The organism is Acinetobacter sp. GXMZU3951 (assembly GCF_054457875.1).
Map to the genome: position 1 here is coordinate 191179 of NZ_JBTLFO010000001.1, position 19884 is coordinate 211062.

At 41.7% G+C, this 19884-nt stretch carries 22 protein-coding genes and 1 tRNA gene; 7 read left to right on the forward strand and 16 right to left on the reverse strand.

The annotated features are described in order from the left end of the window. Nucleotides 1-28 precede the first annotated feature (28 nt). Together ACX17N_RS00860 and ACX17N_RS00865 are read left to right on the forward strand one after the other, a co-directional pair. Nucleotides 29-820, forward strand: coding sequence for an A1S_2505 family phage non-structural protein (locus ACX17N_RS00860; protein WP_458890702.1), 792 nt, complete (start codon nt 29-31; stop codon nt 818-820). A 178-nt stretch (nt 821-998) separates the two neighbouring features. Further along, nucleotides 999-2441, forward strand: coding sequence for a sensor domain-containing diguanylate cyclase (locus tag ACX17N_RS00865; protein ID WP_458890703.1), 1443 nt, complete (start codon nt 999-1001; stop codon nt 2439-2441). A 38-nt stretch (nt 2442-2479) separates the two neighbouring features. On the opposite strand, the gene ACX17N_RS00870 is transcribed toward ACX17N_RS00865, so the two are convergent. Next, on the reverse strand, nt 2480-2659 hold the full coding sequence (locus ACX17N_RS00870) for a hypothetical protein (protein ID WP_016166827.1): 180 nt from the start codon (nt 2657-2659) through the stop codon (nt 2480-2482). Nucleotides 2660-2880: 221 nt separating this feature from the next. Between ACX17N_RS00870 and ACX17N_RS00875 the strand changes: the two genes are divergently transcribed. The 3 genes from ACX17N_RS00875 to ACX17N_RS00885 all read left to right on the forward strand — a co-directional run bounded on the left by ACX17N_RS00875 (nt 2881) and on the right by ACX17N_RS00885 (nt 5477). Then, a complete protein-coding gene (locus tag ACX17N_RS00875; RefSeq protein WP_458890704.1) occupies nt 2881-4116 on the forward strand; it encodes a pyridoxal phosphate-dependent aminotransferase in 1236 nt (411 codons plus the stop codon). A gap of 584 nt (nt 4117-4700) precedes the next feature. After that, on the forward strand, nt 4701-4946 hold the full coding sequence (locus tag ACX17N_RS00880; RefSeq protein ID WP_458890705.1) for a hypothetical protein: 246 nt from the start codon (nt 4701-4703) through the stop codon (nt 4944-4946). A gap of 96 nt (nt 4947-5042) precedes the next feature. Then, nucleotides 5043-5477, forward strand: a complete 435-nt coding sequence (locus tag ACX17N_RS00885; protein WP_458890706.1) for a PaaI family thioesterase — start codon at nt 5043-5045, stop codon at nt 5475-5477. A 43-nt stretch (nt 5478-5520) separates the two neighbouring features. Here the strand turns inward: ACX17N_RS00885 and ACX17N_RS00890 are convergent, their stop codons facing one another. Next, complete coding sequence (locus ACX17N_RS00890; RefSeq protein ID WP_458890707.1) at nt 5521-5967, reverse strand: hypothetical protein; 447 nt, start codon at nt 5965-5967, stop codon at nt 5521-5523. Between the two features lie 246 nt (nt 5968-6213). Between ACX17N_RS00890 and ACX17N_RS00895 the strand changes: the two genes are divergently transcribed. After that, nucleotides 6214-6289: transfer RNA gene (locus tag ACX17N_RS00895), tRNA-Asn, on the forward strand. A 182-nt stretch (nt 6290-6471) separates the two neighbouring features. Here the strand turns inward: ACX17N_RS00895 and ACX17N_RS00900 are convergent. The 11 genes from ACX17N_RS00900 to ACX17N_RS00950 all read right to left on the reverse strand — a co-directional run bounded on the left by ACX17N_RS00900 (nt 6472) and on the right by ACX17N_RS00950 (nt 15765). After that, nucleotides 6472-7125: a MiaE family protein gene (locus ACX17N_RS00900; RefSeq protein WP_458890708.1), complete on the reverse strand. Its 654-nt coding sequence runs from the start codon at nt 7123-7125 to the stop codon at nt 6472-6474. Nucleotides 7126-7147: 22 nt separating this feature from the next. Then, nucleotides 7148-7873, reverse strand: a complete 726-nt coding sequence (pdxJ, locus tag ACX17N_RS00905; protein ID WP_458890709.1) for a pyridoxine 5'-phosphate synthase — start codon at nt 7871-7873, stop codon at nt 7148-7150. A gap of 13 nt (nt 7874-7886) precedes the next feature. Beyond that, nucleotides 7887-8597: a DNA repair protein RecO gene (recO, locus tag ACX17N_RS00910; RefSeq protein WP_458890710.1), complete on the reverse strand. Its 711-nt coding sequence runs from the start codon at nt 8595-8597 to the stop codon at nt 7887-7889. 9 nt (nt 8598-8606) lie between these two features. Further along, nucleotides 8607-8801 (reverse strand): NF038104 family lipoprotein, encoded by a 195-nt coding sequence (locus ACX17N_RS00915; RefSeq protein WP_458890711.1) that lies wholly within the window; start codon nt 8799-8801, stop codon nt 8607-8609. Between the two features lie 25 nt (nt 8802-8826). Further along, nucleotides 8827-9855: a GTPase Era gene (era, locus tag ACX17N_RS00920; RefSeq protein ID WP_458890712.1), complete on the reverse strand. Its 1029-nt coding sequence runs from the start codon at nt 9853-9855 to the stop codon at nt 8827-8829. Between the two features lie 5 nt (nt 9856-9860). Beyond that, nucleotides 9861-10553 (reverse strand): ribonuclease III, encoded by a 693-nt coding sequence (rnc, locus tag ACX17N_RS00925; RefSeq protein ID WP_458890713.1) that lies wholly within the window; start codon nt 10551-10553, stop codon nt 9861-9863. Then, on the reverse strand, nt 10525-10899 hold the full coding sequence (locus tag ACX17N_RS00930) for a DUF4845 domain-containing protein (protein ID WP_458890714.1): 375 nt from the start codon (nt 10897-10899) through the stop codon (nt 10525-10527). Before ACX17N_RS00930 ends, rnc begins: the two co-directional genes overlap by 29 nt. 23 nt (nt 10900-10922) lie before the next feature. Further along, nucleotides 10923-11750: a signal peptidase I gene (gene lepB / locus ACX17N_RS00935; protein ID WP_458890715.1), complete on the reverse strand. Its 828-nt coding sequence runs from the start codon at nt 11748-11750 to the stop codon at nt 10923-10925. A gap of 21 nt (nt 11751-11771) precedes the next feature. After that, a complete protein-coding gene (gene lepA, locus ACX17N_RS00940) occupies nt 11772-13589 on the reverse strand; it encodes a translation elongation factor 4 (protein ID WP_458890716.1) in 1818 nt (605 codons plus the stop codon). 166 nt (nt 13590-13755) lie between these two features. Further along, entirely contained in the window at nt 13756-14214 is a 459-nt protein-coding gene (locus ACX17N_RS00945; RefSeq protein WP_458890717.1) for an acyl-CoA thioesterase, read from the reverse strand. 171 nt (nt 14215-14385) lie between these two features. Then, complete coding sequence (locus ACX17N_RS00950; RefSeq protein ID WP_458891109.1) at nt 14386-15765, reverse strand: Do family serine endopeptidase; 1380 nt, start codon at nt 15763-15765, stop codon at nt 14386-14388. Nucleotides 15766-15993: 228 nt separating this feature from the next. Between ACX17N_RS00950 and nadB the strand changes: the two genes are divergently transcribed. Continuing rightward, nucleotides 15994-17643, forward strand: coding sequence for an L-aspartate oxidase (gene nadB, locus ACX17N_RS00955; RefSeq protein WP_458890718.1), 1650 nt, complete (start codon nt 15994-15996; stop codon nt 17641-17643). 51 nt (nt 17644-17694) lie between these two features. Here nadB and ACX17N_RS00960 read toward each other — a convergent pair whose 3' ends face one another. The 3 genes from ACX17N_RS00960 to mltG form a co-directional block, all read right to left on the reverse strand. Next, a complete protein-coding gene (locus tag ACX17N_RS00960) occupies nt 17695-18132 on the reverse strand; it encodes a PaaI family thioesterase (protein ID WP_458890719.1) in 438 nt (145 codons plus the stop codon). Between the two features lie 83 nt (nt 18133-18215). Continuing rightward, nucleotides 18216-18815: a dTMP kinase gene (tmk, locus tag ACX17N_RS00965; protein ID WP_458890720.1), complete on the reverse strand. Its 600-nt coding sequence runs from the start codon at nt 18813-18815 to the stop codon at nt 18216-18218. A gap of 3 nt (nt 18816-18818) precedes the next feature. Next, the gene (gene mltG / locus ACX17N_RS00970) at nt 18819-19883 is read right to left on the reverse strand and encodes an endolytic transglycosylase MltG (RefSeq protein ID WP_458890721.1); all 1065 of its coding nucleotides are present in this window, start codon (nt 19881-19883) and stop codon (nt 18819-18821) included. Nucleotide 19884 lies beyond the last annotated feature (1 nt).

The following is a 19884-nucleotide window of genomic DNA, read 5'->3' on the forward strand; positions in this document are numbered from 1 at the left end:
GCAATAATGATGATTAGATAACAAACTTATGCGCTACCATTACCATGACGAAAGCATCGTCAAAAGCTTACCAGAAGATACCATTTTTGTTTTTGGCAGTAATATGGCGGGTACGCATGCGGGTGGTGCGGCCAAAATCGCTTTATTACATTTTGGTGCCATGAAAGGTGCCGGACGGGGTTGGGCTGGTCAAAGTTATGCCATTCCCACCATGAACGAGCATTTACAACAAATGCCACTTTCACAAATTCAACACTATATTGATGACTTCAAAATCTATACCCAGCATCATCCCAAAACCAAATATTTCATTACCTCAGTTGGCTGTGGGGTAGCAGGTTATAAAGTTGAAGAAATTGCCCCGATGTTTAAAGGCATTTCACACAATGTGATTTTCCCGATTTCTTTCCGCCCATTTGTGGAACAACCCTTACCCAAACTGCGTCAGGCTTTTTTAAAAGCAGTCTTGCAAGACCCTGTGATTTTCCCGACCGAGCCGCTGAATCAAGTGATTGAACAACTGCATCTGGCAGCAAATGAAAAAAGCTTGGCGCAAATCATTTTAAATACCCCGATGTATCCTACCGACAGTAATGGACGTGATCGCATTTTTGAGATTGAGGATATTCTGCATCGTCTGGATGAAAAGGGTTTCCGGATCGATTCGCCTCTAGAAAGCCGAATGGTGATTGGTGGTGTGATACTGGCTTTACTTGAGCTGTATAACATCAATGAACAGGATTTCTTAGAGGTCTGGAATCATCAACGTGAGATTGCAGCTCCTAAAGCAGAGAATAAAGCACGCAAACTGGCACGCTAAATCAAGCTCACTGCACTGGAGGTTGTCGACCACGACTGGTAGACAACCTCATTTTCAGGCAAATTTAATGCCAAATTAAGCACAAAATTACTTTTAAAACTTTTATTTATCACATGATTTAAAATTAAAACAATAGCTCCTATACTAAGTCACACTTAAAAATAAATACGAGCTATTCATGGAGTTATTAGATTCCTCAATTTTTGAATTATCCCCCATCGCCATGTGGTTAGAAGATTTCAGCGAAGTCAAAAAACAATTTGATCTATGGCGAGCGCAAGGTATTCAAGACCTTGAACAGTTCTTGCAGGAAGATGAATCTCGCGTATTAGAATGCGCTCGTAAAATCAGAATTTTGAAAGTCAATGCAAAAACCCTGCAACTCTTTCAAGCACAAGATCTTGAGCATTTACAGCAAAACCTTGAGCTGATCTTTAAACAGGATATGGCGAAAACTCATATTCAAGAACTGTTGAGTTTATGGGCAGGTCATACTGAATTTTCCAGTAGTACTGTCAATTACACCATTTCAGGACAACGCTTAGATATTCAATTACGCGGTACGGTGATACCAGGACATGAACATGATCTTTCCCTGCTTTTAATTACCACTGAAGATATTACCCCTTACAAAACCGCCTGCCGACTGGAAGAAAAAAACCGCTTGCTGGCTGAATCTCGCTTTAAATATTCCCCAACGTCATTATGGGTGGAAGATTTCAGTCGCATTAAATACCGCCTTGATCAGCTAAAACACATGGGAATTCGGGATTTCCAAACCTTTTTAGATGTACACCATGATTTTATTCTGCAATGTATTCAGGATATTGTGATTATTGATGTGAATCAGGCGACCTTAGATTTATTTGGCGCAGCCGATAAAGACACTTTATTAAAGAATGTCCATAAAATATTTGCCAAAGAAATGGTGCAAACCTTCCGTGAACAATTGCTTGAATTATGGAATGGCAATATCCATCATCAACGTGAAGCGGTCAATTATGCGCTAGATGGCAGTATTCGACACGTGTTATTGCAATTTACCGTTTTCCCCGATTACCAACATGATTGGAGCATGGTGCAGGTTGCGCTTACTGATATTACTGCACGTAAAAAAGCAGAAAACTATCTGGAGTATCTGGGCAAGCACGACGTGTTAACCAAACTGTATAACCGCTCCTTTTATACAGAAGAAATGAACCGGCTAGAACGTAGCCCTTTACGACCTGCGTCTTGCATTTTTCTTGATATGAATGGCTTAAAAGAAGTAAATGACAGTTTAGGACATGATGCTGGTGATGGTTTATTACGTCGTATCGGAGGGATTTTAAACCAGCTGATCCAAAATACGCTCTACTCTGCTTCCCGAATTGGAGGGGATGAGCTGGTGGTGTTACTGCCAGGTGCGGATGAAGCCGCGTTACATAACTGCCTGCACAGTCTGCAAGAATTAATTCATGTCGATAACCAATTCCATGCCAGTCAACCGATTAGCCTTTCCATCGGATATGCAACTGTAAAAGCCCATGAACGGATTGAAGACATGCTGAAACGCGCGGATCACATGATGTATCAACAGAAACAACAATTTTATGCGCAAAATGATCGTCGAACGCACTAGTTATTAGACAAAAAAAGAAGTGCATATGCACTTCTTTTTTAACGTTTACCCATGGAGCGACGTGTACCACGTGGAGGCATCCAAGTTCGATCTGCATATTGCTCAGGTTTAGGACGCACCTGATTATGGGCAGCTGAGTCTGACGATTGCTCATCAGTAGCTGGCATTGGGAATGGGAGTTTCACCAATGGCTTATTCGTAGGCTGTTGCTTACTCATGACCATGACTCAAATAAAATCTGACAGTAGTTTAAGGTTTTTTGCGCTCAGTTGCGAGTGACTTCATACGACTCTCTTGTTTTTGTATGCTTTGGAGACAAAAAATATTTATTTTATGCTTTTTTATGAATTTGCTTGTATTTTAAACGACGCAGTCACTATTTTTGAGCTAAGATAATATGCTTTTTATTTTTTATCCCCCCATAAGAAGGAATTCTGCCGTGGACGTACGTCTATCTGATCGTGTAAATGCCATCAAACCGTCCCCAACATTAGCTGTGACAAACAAAGCTGCTGAACTTAAAGCGGCTGGTAAAAATGTCATTGGTTTGGGAGCTGGTGAACCAGATTTTGACACCCCGCAACACATCAAAGATGCAGCAATTGCTGCGATTAACAACGGTTTCACAAAATATACCGCTGTAGATGGTACGCCAGGCCTTAAAAAAGCAATTATTGCAAAACTTAAACGTGACAATAATCTTGATTACCAAGCAAACCAAATTCTAGTTTCTTGTGGTGGCAAGCAATCATTCTTTAACTTAGCTTTAGCTTTGCTAAACAAAGGTGATGAAGTCATTATTCCTGCACCTTTCTGGGTCAGCTATCCAGATATGGTAATCATCGCAGAAGGTACACCTGTGATTGTGAAATGTGGTGAAGAACAACGTTTCAAAATCACTCCTGAACAATTAGAAGCGGCAATCACTGAAAATACTCGCTTAGTAGTACTCAACAGCCCATCGAACCCAACAGGTATGATCTACACCAAAGCTGAATTAGAAGCTTTGGCTGAAGTATTACGTCGTCACCCACAAGTATTTGTTGCCTCTGATGACATGTATGAACCAATCCGTTGGGATGATGAGTTCTACAACATCGCCACTGTTGCGCCAGACTTATATGACCGCGTAATCGTACTTAATGGCGTGTCTAAAGCTTATGCAATGACTGGCTGGCGTATTGGTTATGCAGCAGGTCCTGCAAAAATCATTGGTGCAATGAAAAAAATCCAATCTCAATCTACGTCTAACCCAACTTCAATTTCGCAAGTTGCTGCTGAAGCTGCATTGAACGGTCCACAAGATGTACTTGAGCCAATGATCGAAGCATTTAAGCGTCGTCATGACTTGGTTGTGAATGGCTTAAATGAAATCAACGGTATTTCATGCCTACCTGCGGATGGCGCATTCTATGCATATGCAAATATTCGTCCATTGATTCGTGCTAAAGGTTTAAAATCTTGCACAGAATTCTCTGAGTGGTTATTAGAAGAAACTGGTGTTGCAGTTGTTCCTGGTGATGCATTCGGTCTTGGCGGTTTCATGCGTATTTCTTATGCAACTGCGGATGAAGTCCTTGTCGATGCTTTAGCGCGTATTAAAAAAGCGGCTGACTCAATCGAAGGTGTTGATGCTGCGATTGCTTCTATCGAAGCTGAAAAAGCGGCACAATAATCTAGTCGATTATTGAAAAAAGAGCTCAATAGCATTGAGCTCTTTTTTTTGTGAGCTATTTTTCTATCTTTTCTTTTGTAAGCATCAACATTACATGGATCTCAGCATCTTTCCGCATTTGGCTGCTTGCTTAGCCCATTCAGATCGGGCTTATCATCAATAGACCTCTCACTCTCAAATTATTCGTGTTGTTCATATCGCCAGAACTCATCTATAGCAAGACGTTTTAACTACCATCGCTGGACTGTTACACCCCCGAAACCGCATTTCCCAGACTGTTTGCCGCGTCTAAGACATCTCTAACTGATTTACTGGAATCAATAACCATTTATTTTGCTCCATCGTGATCATCATGATTAAAACCTGATGGCTTTATTTCCCTCTTTTTGCTTGATGGGTATGATTATTTTCAATTCATGCCATTGAAAGATACTTACAGTAAGAACACAATTTACACTGCATAAATAAATATAATACTTGTTTATTTTTAAGAATCAAACATTTCGCAACATTTTTTAAATAGTCAGTTGTGGCTTGATCTTCTAAGATACGCTCACACCTAGCTAAATGCCTATGAGTTCATCATGCGCTATAAGATTATCGATGTATACCGACAACAGAATATTAAACGTTACATTGCTAAATGCTTAAAAGCCCGCTCCCCACGATTTATCGTCATTGAAAGCGCACTTACTCTCTGTCGTGATTTAGATATCATTGATGTAGATTTACACGCCGATCAAGCCACATGGGCAACCGGAGAACGCATCTGCTTAAATATTTTAACCAGTGCGGACAGCCTAGACAAAATTTATGAGTTAGATGCTTAAAGCATTATCTCCAAACTTTTCTTGACATCATTTTCCCGCAAAGATTATCTTAACCAACAAGTTCCTTTTTAGAACTTATTAATTAAGGGAAAATCAATGAAAACTCAAGAAATGACGGGATTACAATTACTCGAAGCGATGTGTGCAGGACAAATCCCTGCGGCAAGTATTAGTGAAACAATTCCTATGTCACCCTATCAGGTTGCTTTGGGCAGTATCCACTTTAAGGCCAAAGCTGATGCACGCCATTTGAATCCATTGGGCGGTGTACATGGGGGCTTTGCCGCAACAGTATTAGATTCGGTAACAGGCTGTGCAATTCACAGCATGCTCGATACTGGAGTGGGTTATGGCACCATCGAGCTAAATATTAAAATGTGCCGTCCTATTCCACAAAATAAAGAATTAATCGCGATTGGCACTGTAATCAATATGAGTAAAAAGTTAGGGATTTCAGAAGGTAAAATCATTGATGCCGATGGCAAACTATATGCACATGCGACGGCAACTTGCATGATCATTCGTCCTTAAAATCGGGGCACAATTCACTGACGTGTTGTGCCCTTTTAAAAAATTAGACTTTTTGCAGGCACTTCTGAGCAGGATCAACTTTAAACTGCGGTGTAGATAACGCTTTGTAATAGCAATAATATTTTAAGGTACGTTCCAGCTGAATTTCACAGACTGCATTTTGGGCCTGAGACCAAGCTTTGGCTTGTAAAGGTTTGGACCAAAGCTGTCCTTCTAAGGCAAATACATAAACACGCTCTTGTATGTTCGTTTCGGTAGCAAAATATGACTCAATCCAGCTTTGACGCGCAGACTCAACCAGCCATTTTTCAGAAAACCACAACTGTAGCAAATCACCAAGATATAATGGTACGGTCGCAAATGGGCGTACCGAAACCTGCGCGCCTTCCACAGGCGTATAATAATGCTCTGGTTGCTGAAGCAAGGTCAGATAGTTTTCTTGATAATATGAAAATTGAGAAAAAATTTCAGGGATGCTGAGCGTATTCATTCGCTTACTCCGATTTAGCCATTTTAGTGCTGGCAAGTTGGTTTAAATCCACACTGTTGAAGTTTTGCTTCAACAACTTTCTTTAATTAATCTAACAAGCGTTTTTATGGAGCACAAGCCAAAACTTTAGTTTTTTCTTTAAATCGATTTGTTTGCTTAAATATACGACAGACAAATCCAAAAACCATTTTTTTATGATCTTAAGGCTTGACCAGCGGTAAAATCTGCTTATAATCGCACTCAGATTCTCCAATAGCTCAGTCGGTAGAGCGACGGACTGTTAATCCGCAGGTCCCTGGTTCGAGCCCAGGTTGGAGAGCCAAATTCAAGAAAGCCCGCTGCATCAAGCGGGCTTTTTTTATGCCTAAAATTCAGTACTCATGCCGCCTGTAGACACCAAATCACTCTCCTCTATCGCCCCTCGTCGGTAATTTTTGCATCATCCGCCCAGATTTTCTTCTGCCATTAAAAAAGGCGCTTAATTGCTTAAGCACCTCAATCAATTTAAGCTGCCTGCATGGGCACACCACTATGAAAGCGGAAGGTATCATCAGGAGATAGAATAAGATCCTTTTCAACTTCTCGGATATGCTCAATACGCTGCTGAATATCCTCTTCTGGATCTTTCAATTTCGCGGTTTTCGCCACATCTAAAGCCAAAGCCAAATAGTCTTCATAATGACGCGATTCTGACTTTAACAAATAACGGTAATAACGCCCTAATTCTTCATCCACAATTGGAGCAAGCGCATAGAACCGTTCACATGAACGTGCTTCCACAAATGCACCTATCACCAACACATCAATTAAAGCTTCTGGCTCATAGGTTCGGATTTCTTTCCGCAAGCCACCTGCATAACGCCCCGCACTTAAGCCTTTCCACTCTTGTCCACGCTTTTGCATAAACTCAAGTACCTGCTCATAGTGCAGCATTTCTTCACGCACCAATTGGGCCAATTTGACTTGTAAATCGGTAAAAAAACTATAACGAAACATCAGGTTCATTGCTGTACCTGCAGCTTTTTTCTCACAATTGGCATGATCTTGCATCAAAATTTCTAGATTGTTTAATGCTGCATCTAACCATGCTTGCGGCGTCGTACACCCTAAGAAGCCCAATACGGGCTTCATCAAGTCATCATAATCAATTGTTGACATAATTTAAGCTAAACCCAGAGTATTAACGTGCAGCTTTGATCACAGCTTTCATTTGCTGCACAGCTTGCGACAAGCCGACAAAAACAGCATCCGCAATCAAAGAATGACCAATATTTAATTCATGAATTTCTGGGATTTGTGCAATCGGTGTAACATTTTCAAGGTTTAAGCCATGTCCTGCATTCACCACCAAACCTTTTTCCGCAGCATAACGTGCCGCTTTTACGATTCGATCGAGTTCATGTTGCTGCGCTTCTGCTGTTTCAGCATCGGCATATGCACCTGTGTGAATTTCGATGGTTGGTGCACCACACGCTACAGCAGCATCAATCTGCGCAAAATCAGCATCAATGAATAATGACACATCACAACCGATAGCCGTGAGTTCTTGAGTTGCCGCTTTGACTTCCTCAAAATGCCCTACAACATCTAATCCACCTTCAGTCGTAACTTCCTGACGTTTTTCAGGTACAAAACAGACATGCTGTGGTTGAATTTCTTTGGCAAACGCAATCATTTCTGGGGTAACTGCAAGTTCCAAATTCATACGCGTTTTTAATACTGGACGCATACGACGCACATCATCATCCTGAATATGACGACGATCTTCACGTAGATGCAGCGTAATACCCTCCGCACCAGCTTGCTCACAAATTAAAGCAGCATTGACTGGATCTGGATAACTGGTTCCACGTGCTTGTCGCAATGTTGCAACATGGTCAATATTTACACCAAGCAAAGCAGCCATAATTTTTTCCTAATCATGTTTTAGATTGAGTATTCTGAATCCACAGTTGGCGACTTTTTAATGGTCGATCGCCCAACAAAGAGGTAATCATTTGCCTATACAACTTTGATAATAATTGTAATTGCTCGGCATTAAAATCCCTACCCCTTTCATAGTACTGCATACTGAGGATCAATTCGCCCGATAAAGTAGATGCAGAAGCTTTTAAGGTAGGAATAAAGCCATCATTGAGCTGAAAAGTATAATGCTGCTCAGGGCAAATTAGGGCCTGATTGGCATCTACTGTATAATCAAGTGGGTAACCCAACTCCTCAAGCAAAGCATGCTCAAATTGTCTCAGGATTTGCCTTAAAAAGAGTGTTGGATGATCTTGCGTATTGAGCGTCTGTAAATGCTGAATCGTCAATGCATATTGGCGAAATGTCTCAGGCATCTCCACTTCTAAAGGGCATAAACGTAACAAGATTTCATTCAGATAAAAACCTGAAAAAAATGCATCACCAAAAAAGAAAATTGGATGATGCATAATTTCTAATTTACTGAAGTTTTTAAGTTCAGATTTACCAGTTGCCTGTAAACGCAATGGCTGATATTGCGGTGGTGGTGTCTGACGAAGAATGCCATCAACACGGCCATATTCTTGAGTATACAAGTGCACAATATGACTGCGTTCACGGTACTTTCGATGATGAATTAAATAGCCATGTAAAACTTCATTACGCATAAATCAACATCAATCCTGTTGATTTTGCTGTGTTTCCTCAGCCTTATGATCACCATCTGGAATCGCCAACTCCACCACAGCAACAGTGCCTTTCACCACACCCTTGGTGGTCTTATAAGCAATTTTCGCAGGAACTGTAACAATCTTATGTATACAACCTTGCAGCATAACAACACAAGCTACAATTAAGCATAGTTTTACCATTACAATTCCCGTATTTGCTTACAAGTTAGATATCACTATAACCAAGACTTTTCAGTGCACGCTCATCATCCGACCAGCCACCTTTGACTTTCACCCAAAGGGTCAGCATGATTTTTTGTTCAAACATTTTTTCCATATCGGCACGGGCATCCATACCAATTTTCTTTAACTTTGAACCTTTCTCACCAATCACAATGGCCTTTTGCCCCGGACGATCAACGAAAATGGTGGCATCAATATAAGTACAAGCCGGCTTTAATCTACCCGTTTTTTCATGCAGGACAGCATCTTCCGTACGGAATGATTCAATTTGAACAGTTAAATCATATGGAAGCTCTTCACCCAATTGACGCATAATCTTTTCACGGATAATTTCCGAAGCCAAGAAACGCTCAGAACGATCGGTAATTTGATCCAGTGAATACAATGGCGGCTGGAACGGTAAATACTGCTCAATTGTATTGCGCAAATGCTCGAGATTTGCGCCGCGCAGTGCAGAGACTGGGACAATTTCAGCAAAATTCATCAGTTTTGCGCGCTCTTGAATAAGCGGTAATGCCTGATTTTTATTTTCCAAGGTATCGAGTTTATTGATCACTAGAATCACTGGCATTTCAGCATTTTTAAGCTTTTCCAAAACCAGTTCATCGTTTTGCGTCCACTTCTGCGCATCAACCACAAATAAAACCAAGTTGACATCACGTAAGGCAGAATGCGCAGCACGGTTCATCATCTTATTGATGGCACGGACTTCTTTTTTATGCATCCCAGGCGTATCTACAAATACCGCTTGAGATTTTTCACGAGAATCAATCCCGACAATCTTATGTCGTGTCGTTTGTGGCTTACGCGAGGTGATCGAAAGTTTCTGCCCAAGCAAGTGGTTCATCAGAGTCGACTTACCTACGTTTGGACGGCCTACAATCGCCACAAAGCCACTTCTGAAGTCAGCAGGAATAGTAGTGCCTTGTTCGCTAAAAAACTGGCCAATTAAATCATTATTGTCGGTAGACGACTCGTGATCAGCATCATTGTGATCGGAATTCATGGTCATGCAGTTCACTGCTCCAATAGTTTTAAAATCTCCGCCGCTGCTGCTTGTTCAGCGAAACGACGACTTGAGCCTTCGCCCATAAATAAAGGTAAGCCTTCAACCGTACAATTCACTTTGAAATGCTGGTTCGGGGCATCCCCTTGAATATCCACTACCTCATAGAGCGGAAGTGGTTTTTTACGAGCTTGCAGATATTCCTGCAATCTCGATTTTGGATCTTTTAATTGATCTGTTGGCTCGATATGATCCAAATAAGGTTCATACCATTTTAACACGATCCGCTGCAGTACCGTTAAATCAGAACAATCCACATAAATTGCCCCAATAATCGCCTCTACAGTATCGGCTAATATTGATTCTCGATGGTGACCACCAGACTTCAACTCACCCGTACTTAAAATAAGACTTGTGCTAAGCTTCAAGTCATTGGCAATTTTCCCCAATGCTTCTTGTCGAACCAAGGTCGCTCGCATTCGAGTTAAGCGGCCTTCATTTTCATGCGGATATGCATGATATAAATAGTTGGCGATGATCATTCCTAATAACGAATCACCTAAAAATTCAAGGCGCTCGTAATTATATTTATGGCTCACCGATCGATGTGTTAAAGCAAGCTGGAGTAATTCTGCTTGCTTAAACTGATAACCGATACGACTTGCCAAGCGAATATCACTTAGTTTGGACTGACCTTTGATCAAAACTTTTCTCAAACTTTAACACTAAATCAATATTCAGTAAGAAAGGCTTTCTTACCTCATAGCTCTTGTTCACTTGCAAACCATCAACATTTGTAACTTGAGCAATGTCCTCGAATTTAATATCGCGTACATTGTTCATATCCAAACGCTGCCCCATTTGGCTTGAAAATTTCGACGGACTAATATCCTTCGGACTACTTTGCATTAACTCAGTAATCTGAGTATCAATCACTCGATCATCCCAATAGGGAGCCCACACTGCAATTGCAACTTTTGCCAAAAAAGCAAAACCAATAATTGCAATTAAAAATCCAATATATGACGCACCTTTTTGATTTCGACGCATTTTTTATTTTCCATTTTGGTCAATTAATCAATTTTACCGTTACGGCTAAATGACGGCAGCTTAAAGCCAGGCTCTTTATGCATCCACACATAGAATGCTCGCCCAGTTAAGTTCTCTTCAGGCACAAATCCCCAAAAGCGACTGTCCGCACTTTGATCGCGGTTATCCCCCATCGCAAAATAGTGCCCTTCAGGAACTTTTACTTCCCAATATAAACCATTTTCAGTTGAGTATTTACCATTTTCAATATAATTAATAAATGGTGCTTGGCGTGCTACGTTCACCCCTTCCAGCTCACGCATGGTAAAGGTATGCTGACCCAACGTTTCTTTATGATAAATTGAAGTTGGGGTATCTAAAGCATCTTTTTCACGGCTAAACTCCACCGGTACTTTAGCCACTTTTTGCCCGTTAATCGTCAACTGTCCTTGATCGTAAATAATATGGTCGCCCGGCAAACCGACTACACGCTTAATGTAGCTAATGGTCGGTTGTGGTGGGTAACGAAAAACAATCACATCACCACGCTCAGGCTCACCCACATCAATGATTTTTTTATTCACGATCGGTAAACGCACACCATAATCAAACTTATTCACCAAAATAAAATCTCCGGTTTCTAAGGTTGGCACCATAGAGTCTGACGGAATATTAAATGGCTCATAAAGAAATGATCGCAACACCAATACGACTGCAAGTACTGGCCAGAAATCGTAGGCCCATGTGATGATGAAGTTTTCATTTCCCCTGCCTTTGGTTTGTCTTTGTTTAAAAACAAACTTATCTAATAACCACACCAGAAAAAAAATCAGTGTGGCAGGCACGAGTATTAAATTAAAATCAAAATCCATGAGCTATACGACCTCTAATTCTTATCTTTCTACTTTCAACACAGCAAGGAACGCTTCTTGTGGGATTTCTACACTACCCACTTGCTTCATGCGTTTTTTACCTTCTTTTTGCTTCGATAAAAGTTTTTTCTTACGTGAAACGTCACCACCATAACATTTCGCCAATACGTTTTTACGCATGGCTTTTACCGTTGAACGCGCAATAATTTGAGCACCAATGGCCGCCTGAATCGCGACATCAAACATTTGACGTGGAATGAGGTCTTTCATTTTTTCCACCAAGGCAATGCCACGATGACGTGCATCTTGACGGTGACAAATCATGGCTAAGGCATCAACCTTTTCACTGTTAATCAAGACATCTACTTTCACCAAAGAAGAGCTTTCAAAACGGACAAAGTTATAGTCCAAAGATGCAAAACCACGAGAACACGATTTCAACTTATCAAAGAAATCCATGACCACTTCAGCCATTGGAATTTCAAACGTGATCGAAACCTGATTACCCAAGAACTTCATGTCTTTTTGCACGCCACGACGCTCAATACACAAGGTCATCACGTTACCCAAATATTCTTGCGGTACTAAAATATGACACTCTGCAATCGGTTCACGTAAATCTTCAACTGTTGAACCGTCTGGCATTTTCGATGGGCTGTCGATATAGATGATTTCACCTTTCTTGGTCAATGCCTCATAGACCACTGTTGGTGCAGAGCTAATCAGATCAAGGTCATATTCACGCTCAAGACGTTCTTGAACGATTTCCATATGTAACATGCCCAAGAAGCCACAACGGAAACCAAAACCTAGGGCATCCGAACTTTCAGGTTCAAAGAATAAGGCTGAGTCATTGATTTGCAATTTTTGCAGCGCTTCACGGAACGGTTCAAAATCGCTTGAATCAATCGGGAAAAGACCAGCATAAACCTGTGGTTTAACCTTTTTGAAACCCGGTAAAGTAGCGACTTCAGGCGTTGCAGCAAGGGTAATGGTATCACCCACTGGCGCACCAAAAATATCTTTAATCCCCGCAATCACAAAACCAACTTCGCCCGCTTCAAGCATATCGGTTTCGGTATGCTTCGGATTAAATACACCGACTGACGTGACAGGATGGGTTTGCCCTGTTGATTTCACCAACATTTTGTCGCCCTTACGGATACGACCTTGCTTAATACGAACTAAAGATACGACACCTAAGTAGTTATCGAACCATGAGTCAATAATTAAGGCTTGAAGTGGAGCTTCACGATCACCTTGTGGTGCCGGAATCACATCAACTAAACGCGCCAAAACACCTTCTACACCCAAACCTGTTTTTGCAGAACAGGTCGGTGCATCCGTTGCTTCAATGCCAATAATTTCTTCAATTTCATGAATTACACGCTCTGGTTCAGCTTGCGGTAAATCAATTTTGTTTAAAATTGGCAGAACTTCGAGTCCCTGCTCAATTGCGGTATAACAGTTCGCTACCGATTGCGCTTCAACACCTTGTGCAGCATCAACCACCAGTAACGCACCTTCACAGGCAGCCAAAGAACGAGAAACTTCATAAGAAAAGTCGACGTGTCCTGGCGTATCAATAAAGTTTAATTGATACTCTTGTCCATTTGGATGGGTATAGTACAGGGTTACAGATGCAGCTTTAATGGTAATCCCACGTTCGCGTTCTAACTCCATCGAGTCCAAAACTTGGGCTTGCATTTCACGATCTTGTAAACCACCACACATTTGAATAAAACGGTCAGCCAATGTTGACTTGCCATGGTCAATGTGAGCAATAATCGAAAAATTTCGGATGTTATTGATATCAACGGATTTTTTAGCTTGCGCCATGAGTTACCTTAAGAAAAAAATAGTGCCAAGTACTAAGCAGAGGTACTAAGCGTAAGCGGTTAAACAAATTGCTGCCGATTATAACAGATTGCAAAAATGAAAAAGTGATAAATTCGTTGAAACGCACGGGTTTTTACGACTGGTTATTTTACAAACAGCAGCTCCTTCATGTTGCAAATGTATAGCTGAGGCTAAAATCTAATGGATTAATCTGCGCATCTAAAGGCTGATACGCTTGTGAAAAAGTTGGAGAAATTCTTTTTGGTCGTCCCGTCGCTATTTCCACACAGGCCCATTTCGTTTGTCCCATAAATAATACCGCCTGATCCGCAGGTCGATAAAACGCATACTGACGAAACAGATACATACTGTTAATGTCACTTAACCAAGTTCGTAAAACCAGCTGATCATCCAATAATGCAGCTTTGCGATATTGCACATGATGTTCCACCGCCACCATGGCATGCTTTAATTCTAAATATTGCTGAATTCCCAAGCCTAAATGATTGATATGTGCAGAAGCGATATCCTGCATCCATTGCACATACACCACATTATTCACATGCCCCAAAGCATCAATATGTTTTGGCTGTACCGTTAAATTCAAATCAAAAATTGCACTCATGAACTACTTCGTCCTTGTCATGGTTTTACTTTAAGTCTGCAAACCACGTCTATACGCTGTTAAATATTGTCGCTTGCTAGAGGGTCTGATCATCAGACAAATAAAAATGCCAGTCTAAACTGAATAGGCTGGCATTGACCAGTTTGAAAGAGTTTTATCCCATCGGGTTGATTAAATTCGCATCCCGACAATAGCGCGTTGCCCATCTCGGATAAGAGAAACACGCACTACCGTATTTTTTTTCAAGCCAGAAACCGTCTTAATAAAGTCGTTGGCATTATTAATGGGACTATTATTCAATTGCGTAATGACATCCCCCGGTAAAATTCGTGCCTGCGCAGCTACACCGCCACGCATGACATCTTGAATGAGTATGCCACCTTGAATATTGAGTTGTGACAATTCAGCAACGGACAAATCCCGAATCGCAACCCCAATTTTTGGGCCTGAAGTTTCAGAAACTTGCTGTGCTTTTGCAGGTGTATCATCAGGTGCAGATGTGAGCGTTGCAGTGATATTACGATGTTTATCATCACGCAACACTTCGAGCTGAATGGTTTGATTCGGCACAGAACGGTTCAAATAATTCAATAATTCTGAGGTTCGAGAAATTGAAATCCCATTGTATTTTAGGATGATATCCCCAGCTCTCAAGCCTGCTTTCGCAGCAGGAGAATTCGGTTTGACTTCGGCAATTAAAGCCCCTTCTGGCTTAGGTAAGTTATACGATTCTGCAAGGTTACGATCAATATCCTGCATCATCACCCCCAAATATGAACGGGTGACCTTGCCATTCTTTTTCAACTGATCGGCAATATCCATGGCCACATCAATTGGAATAGAAAAAGATAAGCCCATATAGCCGCCCGTACCACTGAAAATCCTTGAATTCACACCAACGACTTCACCCCGTTGGTTAAATAAAGGCCCCCCCGAGTTGCCTGGATTGAGTGCCACATCGGTTTGAATAAATGGAACGGAGGTTTCTCCCATCATATTTCGCATTTTGGCACTGACGATTCCCGCTGAAGCTGAATAATCAAAACCAAAAGGAGAACCAATCGCTAAAACTGGCTCACCAACTTTGAGTTGATCAACATTCCCCGCTTTCAATGCAGGAAATTGACCGCCATTCACTTTTAACAATGCCACATCGGTACGCTCATCACTTCCAACCACTGTTGCATCAAGCTCACGGCGATCATTCAACATAATCGTAACTTTAGAGGCATTTTCCACCACATGGTGATTGGTCAGCAAATAACCATCTCGACTGATAAAGAACGCACTGCCATAAGCGGTCTTTTCTTGCGGGACTTGTTGCTGTGGAATAATCACTTGATTACCGAAAAATCGTTTTAAAATTTCTGGAACTTGTTGTTGTAAGATTTCTTCTTGGGTCATTTTTTTGACCACATTCACACTCACAACCGCAGGACTGACTTGCTCAACCAAGTTTGAAAAATCTACTGCTGATGCGGCTTGAGTTTGTACTGCTGCTATTGTAAACACAGCAGCATACATTCCTTTTTGTAGATAGCCACTTTTCATAAAGCTCATTCACTCAATTATTGTTACGTATTAGACAAAAAATTTTTATCATAAAACTTGTTACTCTTGCGTAATAATATGTTCAATTATGTTTTAGCAAAACAAGCACTTATTTTTAGATAAAGTTATAGGAACTTGATTGCTTTTTCTGATAAGACTCGACCAATTTACACTTGCCTTTTATGTGAAAAAGCGGTGTCATTATCAAACTTTTTTTAAAATTAGCTGATGGAAATGTCTAATTTAAGCTCAACGCATCAATTTGATGTGATTATTGTGGGCAGTGGTGGCGCAGGTTTAAGTTTAGCACTGTCATTACCTCATCATTTCAATATTGCAGTTTTAGCAAAATCAACCCTCACTGATGCCAGTACCTATTATGCGCAAGGCGGGGTTGCTGCTGTTTTGGATGAAACGGATTCTATTCAACAGCATATTGATGACACCATGATTGCGGGGGCACAATTATGTGAACTTGACGCAGTTAAACATACGGTTGAAGGTGGACGACCTTCGGTCGACTTTCTGTTAAATCATGGCGTGCAGTTTACTTTAGATGAACAGGCTCAACTGCATTTAACCCGTGAAGGCGGTCACTCGCAACGTCGTATCATTCACGCAGCAGATGCAACCGGTCGTGCTATTTCCACGACTCTGGTGCAACGGGCGCAAGAAAAAGACAATATTACGATTTTTGAAAACTATATCGCGATTGATTTAATTACCTCACAAAAACTCGGTTTAGATGAACCGAACAATCGCGCTTTGGGGCTTTATGCCTTAGATGAAAAAACCGAACAGGTCCATACCTTCTTAGCACCCTTTACCGCTTTAGCATGTGGCGGAGCAATGAAGGCCTATCTCTACACCTCTAACCCAGACATTGCGACTGGTGATGGCATTGCCATGGCCTATCGAGCTGGCTGTCGGGTTGCCAATATGGAATTTAACCAATTTCATCCCACCTGTTTATACCATCCACAAGCACGCTCGTTCCTGATTACTGAAGCAATGCGTGGTGAAGGCGCTTACTTACGCCTGCCAGATGGTGAACGCTTCATGTTGCGCTTTGATGAACGTGCCGAACTGGCACCGCGTGATATTGTGGCCCGTGCGATTGACTATGAAATTAAGCGTTTGGGTATCCGTCATGTGTGGCTGGATATTACTCACAAACCTGAAGCCTTTGTAAAAGAACACTTCCCAACCTTGTATGCACGTTTACTTGAACTGGGCATCGACATTACCAAGGAAATGATTCCTGTTGTTCCTGCTGCGCACTACACTTGTGGTGGGGTTGTGGTTGATGAACATAGCCAGACCGATTTGCAAGGCTTGTATGCGATTGGGGAAACCTCGTATACTGGCCTACATGGCGCTAACCGTATGGCCAGTAACTCACTCCTAGAATGTTTCGTTTATGGCATGAGTGCGGCAGAGCATATTGCAGCAGCATTTGTCGAAAATTATCAATCTCCACAAGTACCTGAATGGGATGATTCCCAAGTCATGAATCCTGATGAAGATGTGGTGATTTTACAAAACTGGGATGAGTTACGCCAAACCATGTGGAACTATGTCGGGATTGTTCGCACCACGAAACGCTTACAGCGTGCCTTGCATCGTATTGAAATGTTGAAACGTGAAATCACCGAATATTACGAAGATTATCAAGTCAGCAAAAATCTGATTGAACTGCGTAATTTGGTTCTGGTTTCGGAAATGATTGTACGCTGTGCGATGGAACGTAAAGAATCGCGAGGCTTACATTTTACCTTGGATTATCCTGAGCTGGCGCCTGAATTACGTAAAACCGTACTCACGCCACCTAATTTCCAAGTAGAAACTCCCTTGGTCAATGCGCAAGAAGCGGTATAAGTCATTAACACTTCTGGCACAGTCGCTAAAACTGTGCCAGAGATGACTCGCTTAGCCTATCGCAGCTACACGCTGCGGAGGTACAGAATAAGTCCCCGTGACATGTGCCACTGGCTCATCCTCATGGACTGAATAAATCCAGACCTCACCCACAATCAAGGCTTTGCCCACTTTCATAAGTTTGCACACGCCGCGTAAATCCTGTGAAGCCGCTGGTTTACGCAAAAAATTAATATTTAGATTGGTGGTCACCGTCAGCCCAACAAGACCAATCTCCCCCAATATCGCGATATACAAGGCATAATCTGCCACAGTCATCATGGTGGGACCAGACACCGTCCCACCCGGACGTAAATCCCGATCATCAATATGATAAATGACCGTTGCTCCACGCTCGGTGATCGATTCGATTTCACATTTTTCTAAACTTTGCGGAAAATGCTGCATTAAAAACTGAACAATTTCAGCTTGCTTCGCTTGCACATTCATTAATTGATCACTTCTAATTTCCCTATTCGATCATCACTATAAAAGATAATAGGATGATCGGCACTAGGAAATTCGATCAGGGATTAGGCTAAATACGACAAAGCTTGGGCAAAGACCTGATCTGGCATTTGTGTCGCATCGAGGCGCTTGATCCGCTCAGGCTGTTGCTCCCATAGGCTTTGATAACCTGCACGGACTTTCTCAAAGAAACTGACTTTCTCTTGCTCAAAACGATCGAGTGCACCACGTTCACGTGCACGCGCCATGCCCGTTTCAATTGGGGCATCCAACCAAAAGGTAATGTTCGGCATATGCGAAACAAAATGATCATTTAATAAATTTAATTTGCTCTGGTTTAAACCACGGCCTGAACATTGATAGGCAAAACTGGCATCGGTAAAACGATCACACAATACCGTCTTGCCCGCTTCCAATGCAGGCACAATCACCTGTTGCAAATGCTGCGCTCGAGCCGCATAAATTAGTAGCAGCTCAGTGTCATTGGACATGAGTTCATCATGATTGACGGTCAACAGCAAACTGCGAATCTGCTCGGCCATAGGGGTGCCGCCCGGTTCACGCGTCAGCACCACTTCGGTACCTTGCTGCTGAAAATGCTCATGTATTTTACGAATCAGGGTGGTTTTCCCGACACCTTCCGTGCCTTCAAAACTAATAAACATGCCTCACTCCTGTTTCGATTTTAAAACGCTTAAATATTCTTGTACCGCGCGATTGTGTTCTTCCAGTGTCGCGCTAAATTTATGCCCACCATTACCTGTTGCCACAAAATAAATATTGTCGGCATTGTCTGGATGCATGGCCGCTTCAATGGCTTTCTTGCTCGGTAAAGCAATCGGTGTAGGCGGCAGACCACTCATGGTATAGGTGTTATAAGCCGTCGGTGTTCTTAAATCTTGGCGGGTAATATTGCCTTTGTAACGATCTCCCATCCCGTAAATCACAGTTGGGTCAGTTTGCAAACGCATGCCTTTTTGCAAGCGACGTACAAATACACCTGAAACTTGCTCTAGCTCGCTGTCGACACTGGTTTCTTTTTCAATAATCGACGCCATAATCAGCGCTTCATATTTATCTTTATACGGTAAATTTGGTGCCCGATTTTCCCATGCCTGATCTAAATTTTTCATTTGACGGCGATACAAATCGGTCAGAATCTTCTTATCTGATTCGCCTTTATTGAAAAAATAGGTGTCAGGTGCAAACAAACCTTCAGGATGAGTAAAGGGGATATTTAAGACCTGCAACATCTCCGCTTGAGATAAAGTCGAAACTTCTTTTTTCACCATGGGATTCTGTTGTAATTGCTCAACAAGTTGCTTAAACGTGGTGCCTTCAATCACCAAAATACGGTTCATCTGCGCATTTTCGGCATTGGATATCAGTTCCAAAACCTGACGTACACTCATCCCTTGATGAATTTCATAGACACCAGCTTTTAAGGTGTCATGAATCATTATTTTTTGATAGAGCTTTAAAATAAATGGAAAATGGATCTTATTTTCTTTAGATAAACGATCAATCAAACCCGAATAAGAGTCGCCCTGCCCAATGGCCAAAAGCTGTTTTTTCCCTTCGACTGGATAAGCCTTAAACAAGCTCGACCACAGCATGCCGATAACAACAATAACAGCTAAAACAAACCAAACGCTGCGTTTTTTATATAACGCTGTCGTGACTGGTGTGCTTTTCTTTGCAGGTTTTTTTTTCGGTTTAGGTTTACTGCTCATA